The 15,674-nt window shown below is 45.8% G+C and carries 12 protein-coding genes; 10 read left to right on the top strand and 2 right to left on the bottom strand.

What is annotated here, in order from left to right; translation table 11 throughout:
- The first annotated feature begins 20 nt into the window (after nucleotides 1–20).
- The 4 genes from Q5866_RS03775 to Q5866_RS03760 all read left to right on the top strand — a co-directional run bounded on the left by Q5866_RS03775 (nucleotide 21) and on the right by Q5866_RS03760 (nucleotide 5,449).
- On the top strand, nucleotides 21–1,382 hold the full coding sequence (locus tag Q5866_RS03775) for a TlpA disulfide reductase family protein (protein ID WP_303178904.1): 1,362 nt from the start codon (nucleotides 21–23) through the stop codon (nucleotides 1,380–1,382).
- Between the two features lie 159 nt (nucleotides 1,383–1,541).
- Complete coding sequence (locus Q5866_RS03770; RefSeq protein ID WP_303178902.1) at nucleotides 1,542–2,960, top strand: TlpA disulfide reductase family protein; 1,419 nt, start codon at nucleotides 1,542–1,544, stop codon at nucleotides 2,958–2,960.
- A gap of 25 nt (nucleotides 2,961–2,985) precedes the next feature.
- Nucleotides 2,986–4,074 carry a thioredoxin family protein gene (locus tag Q5866_RS03765; RefSeq protein ID WP_303178900.1) on the top strand — a complete coding sequence of 363 codons (1,089 nt, stop codon included), beginning with the start codon at nucleotides 2,986–2,988 and terminating at the stop codon, nucleotides 4,072–4,074.
- A gap of 16 nt (nucleotides 4,075–4,090) precedes the next feature.
- Complete coding sequence (locus Q5866_RS03760) at nucleotides 4,091–5,449, top strand: TlpA disulfide reductase family protein (protein ID WP_303178898.1); 1,359 nt, start codon at nucleotides 4,091–4,093, stop codon at nucleotides 5,447–5,449.
- Between the two features lie 120 nt (nucleotides 5,450–5,569).
- Here Q5866_RS03760 and pgk read toward each other — a convergent pair whose 3' ends face one another.
- Nucleotides 5,570–6,763, bottom strand: a complete 1,194-nt coding sequence (gene pgk, locus Q5866_RS03755) for a phosphoglycerate kinase (RefSeq protein WP_303178896.1) — start codon at nucleotides 6,761–6,763, stop codon at nucleotides 5,570–5,572.
- Between the two features lie 236 nt (nucleotides 6,764–6,999).
- On the opposite strand from pgk, the gene Q5866_RS03750 reads away from it, so the two are divergent.
- The 6 genes from Q5866_RS03750 to rpiB all read left to right on the top strand — a co-directional run bounded on the left by Q5866_RS03750 (nucleotide 7,000) and on the right by rpiB (nucleotide 13,200).
- Complete coding sequence (locus Q5866_RS03750) at nucleotides 7,000–8,448, top strand: tetratricopeptide repeat protein (protein WP_303178894.1); 1,449 nt, start codon at nucleotides 7,000–7,002, stop codon at nucleotides 8,446–8,448.
- A gap of 17 nt (nucleotides 8,449–8,465) precedes the next feature.
- Nucleotides 8,466–8,906, top strand: a complete 441-nt coding sequence (locus Q5866_RS03745) for a nucleoside deaminase (RefSeq protein WP_099291815.1) — start codon at nucleotides 8,466–8,468, stop codon at nucleotides 8,904–8,906.
- Nucleotides 8,907–9,079: 173 nt separating this feature from the next.
- Nucleotides 9,080–10,105, top strand: a complete 1,026-nt coding sequence (ruvB, locus tag Q5866_RS03740) for a Holliday junction branch migration DNA helicase RuvB (RefSeq protein WP_099290925.1) — start codon at nucleotides 9,080–9,082, stop codon at nucleotides 10,103–10,105.
- A gap of 185 nt (nucleotides 10,106–10,290) precedes the next feature.
- A complete protein-coding gene (locus Q5866_RS03735; RefSeq protein ID WP_303178891.1) occupies nucleotides 10,291–11,832 on the top strand; it encodes a sensor histidine kinase KdpD in 1,542 nt (513 codons plus the stop codon).
- Nucleotides 11,833–11,907: 75 nt separating this feature from the next.
- Nucleotides 11,908–12,597: a response regulator transcription factor gene (locus Q5866_RS03730; RefSeq protein ID WP_099290923.1), complete on the top strand. Its 690-nt coding sequence runs from the start codon at nucleotides 11,908–11,910 to the stop codon at nucleotides 12,595–12,597.
- Nucleotides 12,598–12,768: 171 nt separating this feature from the next.
- Nucleotides 12,769–13,200, top strand: a complete 432-nt coding sequence (gene rpiB / locus Q5866_RS03725; protein WP_303178888.1) for a ribose 5-phosphate isomerase B — start codon at nucleotides 12,769–12,771, stop codon at nucleotides 13,198–13,200.
- Between the two features lie 77 nt (nucleotides 13,201–13,277).
- Here rpiB and Q5866_RS03720 read toward each other — a convergent pair whose 3' ends face one another.
- Nucleotides 13,278–15,560, bottom strand: coding sequence for an NADP-dependent malic enzyme (locus Q5866_RS03720; protein WP_099290922.1), 2,283 nt, complete (start codon nucleotides 15,558–15,560; stop codon nucleotides 13,278–13,280).
- Nucleotides 15,561–15,674: the final 114 nt, after the last annotated feature.

Genomic DNA, 15,674 nt, shown 5'->3' with positions numbered 1-15,674 from the left:
GAAATAAATGTTTTAAAAAGATGAAAAAGATATTCGTTTTGATGTTGGTGCTTTGTTGCACCCGGATGCTTGTTGCCCAAGAGTTTACGGCAATTAAAGGAAAGGTCGCGGATCGGTGGTTGCCGCAAGTCAAATTATACGAAACCGTTGATGGTGCACCCGTGGTGTGCGCCGTGGCTAAAGTGGAACCCGATGGCAGTTTCGGTTTTCTGGTGAAACCGAAAAAGCCCGGTTTCTACGTGTTGGGAGAAGACGAGAAGATGAATTTCCCTGTTTACGTGAAAGGAGGAGAAGAGATTAACATCGAGTTGCGGGAGAATAAAGCTACTTTGACGGGTAAGAATACAAAAGAGAACGTGCAATTGTATAAGTGGCAAGAATATGCTTATAATATTTGGTTGAAAAGTGTGTTCTTTCAGAAGATTATTTCTACCTATGAAGATTTTTTCCCCGAGTACGAGAAATTTGTCGATGGGTTGCCGGCATTCAAAGCAAACGTGAAGAGCGGTAATAAAGTTTTCGATGCGCTCCTTAAAGAGTGGATAGATTATTCGGCGGATTATTACGGTATAGTGTTTCTCTACACGCCTCGCACGAAACATCCGAAAGTATCCGATTACCCGGCATATTATAACCAGATTGTGAATCCCGAGAAGTTTGCTGACGAGAGCGTGCTGGCCTTTCCGAACGGGACTACTATGTTGCGGTTGTACGCGATTTTTGCCGCGAATCAAAAAAATGTCGCTCCTTCCGACAAGGCGGCTTACGAGCAAGCCTGTTTGGAGGCTTTGCCTAATGATCGGTTGAAAGGGGAGTTTGTTGTTGACCGTTTTTTCTCACAATATCGTACTTACGAGGAGTATCTCGATGGGATGAATAAATTCGGGAAATATTGGCTATCACCTTCTTTAAAGACCCGTGCCGAGGCTGTCGGAACTAAACTATACCAAACCCGTTCCGGGGGGATAGCTGCTGATTTCACCTATCCGGATGTGCGGGGCAAGAATGTGTCCTTGTCCGATTTTAAGGGGAAGGTTGTGTTGATCGATGTATGGGCGACGTGGTGCGGGCCTTGTAAGCAAGAGATTCCTCATTTGAAAAAACTCGAGGAGGAGATGAAAGGAACCGATGTCGTTTTCTTGGGCGTATCGGTGGATGAAGCCAAAAATAAACAGAAATGGCTCGATTTTATTGAAAGCGAGAAATTAGGTGGTATTCAGGTGTTTGCCAACGGTTGGAGTAAGATAACCAAGGATTACCGTATTAACGGGATTCCTCGTTTTATCGTGATTGACCGTAAAGGAAACGTGGCGTCGTTCGATGCCCCTCGTCCCTCGAACCCGGCTTTGAAAAAGATGTTGGAAATGGAATTGAAAAAATGAGTCTATAAGGTCCATAAAGTCTATAAGGTCCGTAAGGTCGATGGATTCCTGCGGGACACTTTGCTTACGGCGGTGAAGCTGCCGATAAATATAGTCCGAAGGACATCTGTGACTTTACGGACTTTATAGACTTTACGGACTCATAAAAGTTTGATTATCATGAGAAGGATTGGTGTATTATTGGCACTTTTGTCGTGTTGTGCTTTTCTCTGTCCGGGACTTTGGGCGGGAGAGAAGGGGAAACGGCGTATTCAATCACGGGAGCAGAGTGTTTTCGCGGAAGTGAAGGGATTGGTCAGTCGCGACAAAATGCAGGAAGTCGGTTTGTATGAAGCGGTAGACGGGGGCGAGACTTTGATTAGCAAAACTCGTGTCGGTGCGAACGGTTGGTATGGTTTTGCCGTGGAGGTTGCCACTCCCGGTTTTTATACCGTGGGAGGGGAGAAAACGAGTGAGCGTATTCGTGTTTACTTGGAGGCAGGGATGAATGCGGAGGTCAATATTCTGGAGGATTCTCTCGTTATTACCTCTCGTAATTCTCCTGAAAACCTGTTGCTTGCCGAATGGGAAGGCTTGTTTGAGCCTGTCCGTCGTAGGGTGGATCACATGGATTATATTTTCTTTACTTATAAGGAATTATTCCCGTATTATATGGAATTTTTGCCTCAGGCCGAGGCTTTTAAGTCAAAGATTCATTGTCGGAATCGTTCGTTTGCAGAATTGTTAAAGCAGACTGTGGATTATGATGTTGAATATTTTGCCTTGCGCGCCTTGACCGCAATCAAGATTGATCGGGTGGTGAGGAAAGGGTGTCGGCCGACTTTGGATGAGTATCCGGTTTATTATAAAACTTTGGTAACGAAAGATAAATTGAAAAATGCGGATTTGCTGAAACAACCTTATGGGACCGATTATCTAGAAAAATATACAACCCTTGCGTTACAGCTGGAAAATCGAAAGAGTACGATTGCCGATCAATTGAGGTGGGTGCCTTGTGATTTGTTGAAGGCAGAAATTGTGTTGCGGCATGCCGGGCGGGCAAAGACGTACGAGAAATACGATGAGATTGTCACTTACTTTGCTCGTTATCTGACCACCGAGAGTCATCACCGGCGTATGGATGAACTCAGTGCAAAACTTTACGTGGGGAACAAGGGCGACAAGGCGGCAAATTTCACTTATCCCGACCGGAATGGTAAAATGGTTTCCTTGTCTGATTTCAAGGGAAAAATCGTGGTGGTTGATGTTTGGGCGACGTGGTGCGGACCTTGCCGGAAAGAGATTCCCGCTTTGATAAAATTGGAAAAAGAGATGCACGGGAAAGATGTCGTTTTCATCGGGGTTTCCGTGGACGAGAAGAAAGACCACCAAAAATGGCTGGAAGCTCTCGACAAGGAAGGTCTGGAAGGCGTACAACTTTTTGCCGACGGGTGGAGCCAGATTGTGAAGGATTACAAGATTAAAGGCATTCCCCGTTTTATGGTCTTCGACCGGGAAGGCAATGTGATTATGATAGACGCTCCCCGTCCTTCCGAACCGGCGTTGAAAGCGTTGCTGGAGAGGGAATTGGATAAATAGGAAAATAACTTAACAAGAAAATATCATGAAGAGGATAGTTATATTGTGTGGTATCGTTTTGTGTTTCATTCAACTGAACGCGCAAGAGAAAGGAGTACAGTTTCAAAACCTAACTTTTCAGGAGGCTTTGGATAAAGCGAAGGCGGAAAACAAATTGGTTTTCATGGATTGTTATACCAGTTGGTGTGGGCCCTGTAAACATATGTTGAACACGGTGTTCGTCTTGCCCGAGATGGGCGAATTTTTCAATGATCAGTTTATTAATGTCAAGTATGATATGGAGAAGGGGGAAGGGCCTCGGTTACGGGGAAAATTTCGTATCACCGCTTACCCCACCTTTTTGATTCTCCGTCCCGACGGCACTTTGCAACATCGTATCGTGGGTGCGCGAAAAGGGACGGATTTTCTGGAATGCGTGAAGCGGGGTGCGAAAGAGGAAACTTCCCAATTTTATTTGGACGAACTCTATCGGCAAGGGTATTTGAGCAAGGAACAACTTCCCTCTTATCGTGTAGCCTTGAAGGACGCGAAAAGAAATGCCGAACTGAAACATATCACCGAAGAAGAGTTTAAACAACTCTCTGACGCGGAGAGGTGTTTGTCCCAATACTGGTATCTTTACGACCAAGATGAGATCACCTTTGAGGATGAGAGATTTGCTTATTTGATAGCCCACAAGACTGAATTTGACAAACAGGTGGGGAAAGAGATCGTGGATAAGAGAATATATGATAGTTATTTTCAAAGATTGGCGGCTCTTAAAGCTAACGTTCCGGTTTCAGAGTCGGTTGCCTTGATAAAAAGACAGATTGCTTCCGTTGATTTCGAGAAAAAGGAGGAGATTGGTTTATCTCTTCGCTACGTGGAAGCCCGTAATAATCAGGATATCGATGTTTTGCTCGATATCATGGAAAAGAGTTTGCGGGATTTGCCTCGTGCTTTCCTGTGGCAGGCTCCTTTCTTGGATTTTATTGTTAAGGAAGGGAGCCGGAAACAGGTAGACCGCTATATAGGCATGGAGAATGAAATGGTTGAGGCGATGGATAATGAACCTTTGAAAAAGGCTGTAAAGGAAACATTCGCTAAATATCGTTCTGGTCGAATCGATAATTGATTTATATATGATAGGTATGAGAAAAATATTGATGATGTTATTGTTGTCCTTCACCTGCTGGGGTGTTACGCGGGCACAAGATACCTTGGCTGTCGTTTCGGGACGAGTGGAAGGGGAAAATCCGGTGATGTTGGTTATCCAACGGCAAATGGGGATGTCCCAACGATTACTGGAAGCTAAGGTGCAGGGGGATTATCGTGAATCCCTGACCGTCAAGGAGCCGATGATTGTTTCTCTTTCCTTGGGCAGGCAAACTGTTTCCAATACCGTTTTCTTGACACCGGGTGCAAAGCTCGAGGTGGATTTCTCTCGTGAGGATAAGTTCGGAGGTACACACGCCGGAATCAATAATTTGTTGTCACGCTTGTTTACCGACGAGTATCAACCGAAAACCTCCGGTTTGAAGGAGTACTCCCGGGGGTACGCGGAAGCATTGGTTCGTGCTTATCAAGGGCGCGTGGAACAAGTCGAAGCCTCCGGACTTTTGCCGGAAGAACAAAAAGTCGTGCAAGGGGTTGCCCAATACCAGTTGTTGCGAGATATGTATATGATGATTGATCTCTCGAAGGCTTTCGGGAAGGCTTTTGCCGCCCCGGAGGTTGATACCGATTACAGCGATCCTCTTTTGAATATCGATTGGCTACCCGAATTGGTGTTTGCCGGGGATTGGTTTCCCGTTTTTCAAGAATGGTTGTTTGCCCAAGTGCAAACCGGAAAGATCAAAATAGGTTCCCGCGAGAGCTATTTGAACGATATGGCTGCCGCTATAAAAAACGAGGAGTTGCGGGAAGCTTATTTGCTGGGAGCACTTTGGAGAGAAGTGCTGCGGGGAAACGTCAAAGACTTTGGGGAACGGCTGAAAAAAGCAACCGAAATTGTGAAGTCTAAAGGCGGGAAGGAGCGATTGAAGGCTTACGCCGAGCGGTTGGCCGAAAGTACTTATCCCGCCATGGAAGGTGTGGATTTGAGTGACTATGGATTCCCCAACGAAAAGGGGGATACCGTCTATCTGTCCGACTTCAAAGGCAGGTACGTCTTTATTGATCTTTGGTCTACCGGTTGTAATCCCTGCGTGGCGGAAATCGCCTATGTCAAACGTTTGGAGCAGCGTTTAGCTTCTCTTCCCTTGGCTTGGGTGTCTATTTCTTTGGATTCCAATGCAGATACATGGCGGGCTTTCATGAAACAAAAAGGCATGACCGGGGTACAATTATTGTGCACCCGCTCCCGTAAGCATCCTTTCATGCAACGTATGGCTGTCAATGGTATTCCCCGCTTCGTTATCTTGGATCCTGACGGAAGGGTTTGGGATGCTTCTTCCCGCCGCCCCTCTGATCCGGTGCTGGGGGAATTGTTGCTGAAGGAGTTGAAATAATAGGTGATATTAGATTATTTTTAATCGGGTAGTCGTATTCTTTGTTAGAGTGAAAAGCAGGGGCTGTTCAAAAATGAATTGACAGCCCCTGTTTTATTTCTTTGAGTATTTTACTTGGGATTATTTCCCGCGGATTGCGGTAATACCCGGTAATTCTTTTCCTTCGATGTATTCGAGCAATGCACCGCCTCCGGTGGATACGTAACTCACTTTGTCTGCAAGCCCGAATTGGTTGATGGCAGCCACGGAGTCACCGCCTCCGATGAGTGTGAAGGCGCCTTTGGCGGTAGCTTTCACGATGGCGTCAGCGATTGCTTTCGTTCCCACGGCGAATTTAGGCATTTCGAAAACTCCCACGGGACCGTTCCAAAGGATGGTTTTGGATTTCTCGATGATTTTCGAGAACGTGGCGATGGTTTCCGGACCGATGTCCAAACCTTCCCAGCCGTCGGGTATTTCCATGGAAGATACCAATTGTGTGTTGGCGTCGTTGCTGAAAGCATCGCCGGCGACAGTGTCGGTAGCTAACACGAGGTTTACACCTTTTTCTTTGGCAATTTTCATGATTTCAAGAGCCAAGTCGAGTTTGTCATCTTCGCAGATAGAGGTTCCGATATGACCGCCCAAGGCTTTCTTGAACGTGTAGGTCATTCCGCCACCGAGGATGAGGTTGTCGACCTTATCCATTAAGTTCATGATGATGTCGATCTTGGAAGATACTTTTGAACCACCCATGATAGCGGTGAACGGGCGAACGGGGTTGTGCATCACTCTGTCAACGCTTTCCAATTCTCCCTTCATCACGTAACCGAATAGTTTGTCATTCGGGAAGAACTTGGCGATAACGGCAGTAGAAGCATGAGCGCGGTGGGCGGTTCCGAATGCATCGTTGATCCACACGTCGCCAAGGGAAGCCAGTTTTTGAGCAAAGCCTTCGTCGCCTTTCTCCTCTTCTTTGTAGAAACGGAGGTTTTCCAACAAGAGTACTTCGCCGGGTTTTAGCGCGGCAGCCTGCTCTTTCGCGCTTTCGCCGATGCAGTCATCCGCGAATTTCACGGGAACACCCAGTAATTCTTCCAGATGTTTCAAGATATGTTTTAGTGAAAATTTGTCTTCGGGTCCGTTTTTCGGGCGTCCGAGGTGGGACATCAAGATGACGGAACCACCGCCTGCCAACACTTTTTTGATCGTGGGAACGGCTGCCCGCATGCGGGTATCGTCGGTGATCTCGAATTTGTCATTTAACGGCACGTTGAAGTCCACGCGGATAAGTGCCCGCTTGTTTTTAAAGTTGTAATTATCAATTGTCTGCATAGCAATTGTTATTTTAATGAATAGATTACTTAATTGACAGATAAAGATACGTATAAAATTATATCAAAATGAAAAAACAGGGACGAAAATTTGCATCAGTCAAGGAAAATGCAGATTTTTACCACCCGTATAAGATGTTACGGATTTGCAGGTAAAAAGGTTAGCCTGATGAATACCGGTCGTGTGTATTGATGCGCGAAGACAGTAGTCTGTAGCCGTTACGAAAATAATGCAGTATGAGACGAAATGGCATTTTGTTGCTTATAGGTCTGTTTGTTTTCTTGATCTTGCAAGGGTGCCGGAGAAGCGAGAAAGCTAAAATGGAGGAGTTGTGTGACGAGTTGAAGAACTCTGTCATGATGACGCCTGTGTTTGATTCATTGGTTGAGTCTTCCGCGAAGTTGCCTAAGTTTCTGCGGGCAAAAGTGTTATTGGTGGCGGGAACGAATTATTCCATGAAGACGGAACAACTTAAAAAAGCGAAGGAGTATTTGCAGGAGGCAAACCGGATCGGGTCACGGGAGGTGAAGAACAGAGCAACTTTGGAACTGGTGCGACTGTACGGGACTCTTGTGTTGCGAGATGATTGCGTGGAAGAGGCGATTCATTTTATCGGCAGGGCAAATTCAAAGGTGGTGTTTGTACAGGAGGAAGAGGCGGAGTTCTATTTTTTAAAAGCACGGTTTTACAAGGCGATAGATATTGAACGGGCATTTGGCGCTATCGAGAAAGCGATAACTATGTACCGGGGGATGGGGGACACGAAGGAGGAGATTGAGATGTGGTGTTTTAAGGCAACGCTTTACGGGGTGTTGGAGGAGTTTGAAGAGCAATATGCTTGTTATGAAGAGGCTTATCGGTTGTTGGGAAAAGTGAGGTATAAAAAAGATGTGCGTCCCTTTTTCGAACAAATGGCGGCGAGCTTGAAGAGATTGGGACGTTACGATGAGGCGTTGCGTTTGTACGGGGCGGTTTTGAAAAATTTGCCGGATACGGCCGGTCTCGGGCGTTACGGGATACAGGTGGCTGAGGCTTATACCGGATTGGGAAGGCACGCGGAGGCTAGGGTAATATTGAAAGAGGCATTGAGAGAGGAAAAACGACCGGGGCTGCGTAATACGTTGTTGGGGCGAATTGCCGACTCTTTTTTGAAGGAGGAAACGCGTGATTCCGCCTTGGTTTATTTTAAGTCCGCGATAGATTTATATGATCAATATGCCCGGGAGAAAGGCTTAAGGACACCCAAAGTGAGTTTCAAAAACCATTTGAATTATGCCCGTTGTTTATGGGATAACGGGGAACAGGCGGAGGCTTTGGAGCATCTTGAACAAGTAAGTCGAAGAGAGGCGGAGACGCCGGAAAGTCTGCGGGCGCAGATGGACGTGTTGGAGCAGTTGTGCGAGTATTATGCACATCTGGAAGGAAAGGCGGAATTGCACGAGGCATTCCGTCGGCATGATTCGATAATGGATCTGTATCAAGTGTTGAACGAGGAGGGGCGTTACAGGAACGTGTTGCAGAATTACAAGAATCGGAAGTTGCTTCAAGAGATCGAGGCCATGAGTCAAAAGCAGGAGGAAACGAATTGGTGGTTGATATTCGCGTTGGTCGCGACGATAGGGGTGCTTGGCGTGCTCATGGTTTACACGTGGATTGTGTGGGTAAAAATTCGGAATAAAAAATGATATAATATATAGGTATGATGGATAAGCACGAGATGTTTATGCGGAAAGCTTTGGAAGAGGCCAAACTGGCGGAAGAAGAAGGGGAAATTCCCGTGGGTGCCGTGGTGGTATGCAAGGATCGGGTGATAGCACGGGCACATAATCAAACCGAACGGCTGAATGACGTGACGGCGCACGCCGAAATGTTGGCAATAACGTCGGCAACATCCATGTTAGGCGGAAAATATTTGAATGACTGTACGCTTTACGTGACTATGGAGCCTTGTGTGATGTGCGGTGGGGCGTTGGCGTGGGCGCAATTAGGCGAATTGGTTTACGGGGCTGCCGATCCGCACCGGGGATATGCCCGGCTCACTCCTTCGGTGTTGCACCCGAAGACGAAAGTCAGCGGAGGCGTGCTGGCGGAAGAGTGCGGGGATTTGGTGAAGGAGTTTTTTGCAAGAAAAAGAGAACGGTAGCCTGTGCGCATGCTAACGCTATTTATGATTTAAGATTTAAGATTTACTGATTCTGTGATTTCCGATCGGGTAATTTCATTTTCCATTTTCAATTTTCCATTTTCAATTGTTTTGTTGTACATTTACCAATTGAATTTGCAAAGACAATCGTAAATCTTAAATGGATTAGTTTCATGGGAAGTTTTGATATAAGAAACGGGAGCGTACCTGATGGTGAGAAGGAGCTGGAGAAAGCGTTACGGCCTCTGAGTTTCGGTGATTTTCGGGGACAGAAGAAAATTGTTGAGAACTTGGAGATTTTCGTGCAGGCTGCCAAGATGCGGGGTGAATCGCTTGATCATGTCCTGTTGCATGGACCTCCCGGGTTGGGAAAAACAACTCTGTCGGCAATTATTGCCAACGAGTTGGGTGTGGGGATAAAGATTACTTCCGGTCCGGTGTTGGATAAGCCGGGAGATTTGGCCGGGTTGCTGACCAATCTGGAACCGAATGACGTGTTGTTTATTGATGAAATTCATCGGTTGAGTCCGATCGTGGAGGAATATTTGTACTCGGCCATGGAGGATTTCAAGATCGATATCATGATTGATAAGGGGCCTGCGGCTCGTTCGGTGCAAATTCAATTGAGTCCGTTTACCCTGATTGGGGCGACAACTCGTAGCGGGTTGCTGACAGCCCCGTTAAGGGCTCGTTTCGGGATTAACAGTCATCTGGAGTATTATGATCTGGACGTGTTGACCGGAATCGTGGAGCGCTCTGCCGCCATATTGAGGACAAAGATCACGAGTCAGGCATCCAAAGAAATCGCAACCCGTAGCCGGGGTACGCCTCGTATAGCGAACGCTTTGTTACGTCGGGTGCGTGACTTCGCGATGGTGAAAGGGAACGGGGTGGTGGATCACGAGATTACCACGTATGCTTTGGAAGCGTTGAATATCGATAAGTTCGGGTTGGACGATATGGATAATAAGATATTGTTGACGATTATCGATAAATTCAAGGGAGGTCCCGTGGGATTGACCACGATTGCCACGGCGGTGAGTGAAGATCCGGGTACATTGGAAGAGGTGTACGAGCCATTTTTGATCAAGGAAGGATTTTTGAAGCGGACACCCAGAGGTAGAGAGGTCACGGATTTGGCTTATAAGCATTTAAGAAAAGATAGAAGGAAAGATGATTGGCAAGCAACACTTTTTTAAGTGTAAGTTGTTGAACCGTTGAGTGTTTTTAGAAGTTTCACAAATGTTAAATGTTAAGTACGAGTGCTGAAAATGGCGTTGTTTTATGAATTTGATAAAAATTGATAGAATGTCAAATAGTTATAGTTTAGTTAAATTTTATTAAGCGTGCTAATTGTTAAAATCGAATTGTTAAATTTGCATGTATGAGAAAGCAACAGATAATCATATTAGGGATTGTGTTTGGCATTTCTTTGCTGGGGTTGGTTATTCTCCAAGCGAGTTACTTCCAGACGGCTTACGATGTGAAAAGAGAGCAATTCTTTTTCACGGTGAACCGTGCCATGGATGAAGTCGTCGATTATATCCGCCAGAAAGAAGAGTCGGGGAGATTTGTGCAGGATCAGAATTTGTTGCAGGCAAAAAAGTCGGGACTCGTGCTGAATGCACCCATGTATATCGATCCCAAGCGTTTGGTGGCGTCAAAGAATGATGTCGCGTTGATGTTGGGGTCAACTTTAGTTTCGGTGGACGACGATTCTGACGTGCAGGATATAAGCGATTTCGTGGGAAGTAAGTTTAAAGAGGATAATCTGGAAACTTCTATTTTGAAATTGCGGCAAGCGCTTAAGGAACGCACGGGAGAAGATTACAAATTAGTGCCCGAGGGGAAAGAGGATAAACATCAGATTGAAGGTCGGGTGGATTTGGACAACCTGTACGGTTTTATCGGTAATACGTTGAAAGATGCGGGTGTGCGCTCCCGTTTCGAGTTCGGTATAAAAGAGAATGGTAAGTTTATATTGAGTTCCGCCAATTTTTTGAGTCAGGCGTCCGATGTCACTTTTAACCGGAAGATATTCCCGGGTGAGGTAAATTCTGCCGTGTTGTACTTGAAATTCCCGGATGCTTCTTCCGACACGGCGGGTTCGCTCTGGATGATATTGCCGGGATTGATTATCACGATCGTGATTGTCTTTTGTGGGGTGTTCTGCCTAATTGTCATTGTACGGCAGAAAAAGTTGTCAGTGATCAAGAATGATTTTATTAATAATATGACACACGAGTTCAAAACGCCGATTGCCACGATCTCTTTAGCATCCCAGATGTTGAAAGACGGTGCGGTGACGAATACTCCGGATTCGGTCGATAGGATAGCGACGATTATCCGCGACGAGAGCAAGCGTCTGACCTTCCAAGTCGAGCGTGTGTTACAGACCGCTTTATTCACGGAAACCCGGATGAAGCTGAAGTTGAAGAATATTAATATGAATCAACTGATAGAGGATTTGTTGCCTAAATTCAGTTTGCGCGTGGAAGATAAAGGCGGAAAGTTTTCGGCTTATTTGGAGGCGGAGCAGGATGAGGTGCTGGCGGATGAGGTACATGTAACAAACGTGATTTCCAATTTGGTGGATAACGCTATTAAATATTGTGTAAAACCACCGGAAATTACCATCTATACACGTAATAAAGATAAAGAAATTGTAATAAGTGTGATCGATAATGGCATAGGAATTGCTAAGAAAGATCAGAAGCTAATCTTCGAACGATTCTACCGGGTGTCAACAGGAAATTTGCATGACGTGAAAGGTTTCGGCTTGGGACTGTCATACGTGAAGAAAATTGTTGAGGCTCACGGTGGAAGGATTGATGTGGAAAGTTCCCCGGAAAAGGGTAGCTGTTTTGATATTATTTTACCATTAACTGTAAAAAAGCAAAAGATAAAGAGAACTTTATTTTTCTAATTTCGTATATTTTTTCAGACAAATTAGAAAAGAGAATAATGAAAATCAACACGAATTATTAAAAACAACATAGCTATGGATGAGAAAATTAAAATTTTATTGGCAGAGGATGACACCAATCTGGGTATGCTTCTTAAAGAGTATTTAAGAGCTAAAGGTTTTGAAACTATTTTATGTGAGGATGGAGAAATTGCGTATGAAACGTTCTTGAACGAACCGTTTGATATTTGCATTTTCGACGTGATGATGCCTAAAAAAGATGGATTTACATTAGCGAAAGAAGTAAGGCAGATTAATAGCGAAATTCCAATTATTTTCTTGACAGCTAAATCAATGAAAGAGGACGTGTTGGAAGGATTCAAACTGGGTGCCGACGATTATATGAGCAAACCTTTCAGTATGGAAGAGTTGTTGCTTCGTATCGAGGCCGTGTTGAGAAGATCAACCGGGTTGAAACCTGAAGACGAGCAGGAAATCTTTAAAATTGGTAAATTGACCTTCAATTCCAAGAAACAAACTTTGTTTGACGGCGAAGAAGAACAAAAGCTGACTACAAAAGAATCAGAGTTGCTCCGTTTATTGTGCTTGAATGTAAATAAAGTGCTGGAGAGAAACTATGCTTTGAAAAATATCTGGGCTGATGACAATTACTTTAATGCCAGAAGTATGGATGTTTATATCACGAAATTGCGTAAGCATTTGAAGAAAGATCCGTCAGTGGAGATTATCAATGTTCACGGAAAAGGATATAAATTGATTCTTTGATGATATTAAGAAGGGTTCTTGAGGAACCCTTTTTAAGTTACAGGTTGACAGGTTGCAGGTTACAAGTTCGAGAAAAAACTTGTGGTTTGCAACCTGTTAATTTGTGACTATTTTTTACCTTTGTAGGGAATGTATAATATGGCTACCGGGGTAGCGTTAATTTTAAATAAGATGAAAATAGGGATAGCATGTGACCACGCGGGTTACGAGTACAAAGAGAGATTAGTGAAGTATCTTCGGGAGAAAGGATATGAAGTAAAAGATTACGGGACACACTCCACCGAGAGTATGGATTACCCGGATACGGCACACCCGTTGGCTTTTGCCGTGGAAGCGGGAGAACACGAGAAAGGAATCGTGTTGTGCGGAAGTGGTAACGGTATTTCCATGACCGTGAACAAGCATCAGGGAATCCGTTGCGCTTTATGCTGGAACACGGAACTTGCCGCTTTGGCACGCCAGCATAATAACGCTAACGTGGTGAGTATCCCCGCCCGCTTTATCGCTTACGAGGAAGCACAGGCGATAATAGATACATTTCTTGCTACCGGTTTTGAAGGCGGTCGCCACCAGAGGAGGATAGAGAAGATTCCGGTGAAGTAATTTGTGATTTTAGATTTACGATTTATGATTCAAGTATTTCCTTCAATCATAAATCGTAAATCTAAAATCATAAATCATTAAATTCTGCACATATCCACCGGTGTTTCCTTTTGGGCATCGGTGACGGCGAGGGTAGTCATATAAACGATGTCCCTTACGCTGCATCCCATTTGTAAGATATGCACGGGTTTGTTCAAGCCCAATAGCACGGGACCGATGATCTCGTTGTTGCCGAGTTCTTGCAGTACGCCCAAGGCGATGCTACCGGAACTGAGGTTCGGGAAAATAATGGTGTTTACATCCTTGTCTGCTAACGGGGAGAAGGGGTAGCGGGCTTGTCGCAGCTCTTTGTTGAAGGCAACGGAAGCGGACATCTCCCCGTCCACGAGTATCTCCGGGTATTTGCGTTGCAGGACTTCCACGGCTTCTTGTATCTGTGCCGGGCTTCCCAGTTTGTACTCGCCGAAGTTAGAATAGGAGGTGAGTGCCACCACGGGTTCCACGTTGAATTGTTTCACCGCCTCGTAAGTCAGGACGGTTACACATTCCAGCGTGTCGGCTGATGGGTGACTGTTTACCGTGGTATCAGCCAGAAAATAGGTTCCTTTTTTGTTCGTGACGATATGCATACCCACGGCATATTTGCAGCAAGCCCGTAACCCGATGATATCCTTTGCTGCGCGAAGCACGTCATGATAGTCGGAATGAACACCGGAAATAAAGCCGTCGGCATCACCGGATTCCACCATCATGAGTCCGATGAAGTTCGGGTTTTTCATGCCTGTTCTGGCTTGTTCCAGAGTCACTCCTTTGCGTTGTCTTTTCTCGTAGTAAAGCTGGGTGTAACGGGTTATTCTTTCGGTTTCCCGGGCGGGATCGAATATCGTGAATTCCGGCAGTTCCAGTTTGTATTGCTTTTGCAGGGCTTTGATCTCTTCGCGGGAGCCGATGAGTATCGGGTGTGCTATCTGTTCGGAGAGGATTTCCTGTACCGCCATGAGGGTTTTGATGTCGGCACCTTCCGCGAAAACAATGCGTTTGGGATTTGTTTTTGCCTTGCGTGTCATTCTCCGCATCAAACGTTCGTCCTGTCCCATTCTCTTTTCCAGTTGATCCTGATAGGTTTCCCAGTCGGTGATTTCCTTGCGTGCAACACCCGATTCGATGGCGGCTTTTGCCACGGCGGGTGCAATCCGGCTGATAAGACGGCCGTCCAAAGGCTTCGGGATGATGTAATTCCTGTCGAATGCCAGTGAAGGATCGTTGTACGCCATTTTCACGTTCTCGGGCACGGGTTCTTTGGTCAGTTTTGCCAGTGCGTAAGTGGCAGCTAATTTCATCTCCTCGTTGATTCCCCGGGCTTGCACGTCGAGTGCACCCCGGAAGATATACGGGAAGCCGAGTACGTTGTTGATCTGGTTCGGGTAGTCCGAACGTCCGGTGGCGAAAATGATATCGGGGCGGCTGTGAATGGCTTTCTCGTAGCTGATTTCCGGATTCGGGTTTGCCAAGGCGAAGACGATCGGGTCTTTTGCCATGCTTTGGATCATTTCCTCTGACAGAATATCTGCCACGGAAAGTCCAAGGAACATGTCAGCCCCGACGAGAGCCTCTTGCAATGTGCGTGCGGAAGTTTCCACGGCGAATTCTTCTTTCTCTGCATTGAGTCCCGCCCTGCCGGAGTAGATGACTCCTTTGCTGTCGCACATGAGCATGTTCTCTTTCTTTACCCCGAGAGCTTTGTACAGGCGGGCACACGAGATTGCCGCAGCTCCGGCGCCATTGACAACCACGCGGACGGTGTCTATCTTTTTGCCGTTCAGTTCAAGCGCGTTGAGTAGGCCGGCAGCCGAGATGATTGCCGTGCCGTGTTGGTCGTCGTGCATCACGGGGATATCCAGTTCCTCTTTCAGGCGGCGTTCGATCTCGAAACACTCGGGAGCTTTGATGTCTTCCAAGTTGATTCCACCGAAGGTCGGGGCAATCATTTTGACCGTTTCGATGAATTTGTCAACGTCTTTCGTGTCTACCTCGATATCGAATACATCGATGTCGGCGAATATTTTAAATAGCAGGCCTTTTCCTTCCATAACGGGTTTACCGGAGAGGGCTCCGATATCCCCCAAGCCGAGTACGGCGGTTCCGTTGGAAATGACTGCCACGAGATTACTTTTGGCGGTATATTTGTAAGCGTCGGTCTGGTTCTTCTGGATTTCCAGACAGGGTTCGGCTACCCCCGGAGAATAGGCTAATGAAAGGTCATATTGAGTGCTATGTGGCTTAGTGGGAATGACTTCTATCTTTCCCGGTCGTCCCATGGCATGGTAATGCAAGGCTTGTTTTTTGTCCATTTTGTTCATGTTGTTGCTTGTTTTAATAAACTGTAAAACTATTTAGACTTAATACAAATAACAAGGTGCTGAGTGTTAATAAAAAGTTAAAGTTTAAATATTAATCGAGGTTAAAAGAAGTTA

The sequence above is a fragment of the uncultured Butyricimonas sp. genome (genome assembly GCF_959596855.1).
GTDB classification, from domain to species: Bacteria; Bacteroidota; Bacteroidia; order Bacteroidales; family Marinifilaceae; genus Butyricimonas; species Butyricimonas muris.
This window is presented reverse-complemented; position numbering and strand designations above follow the sequence as displayed.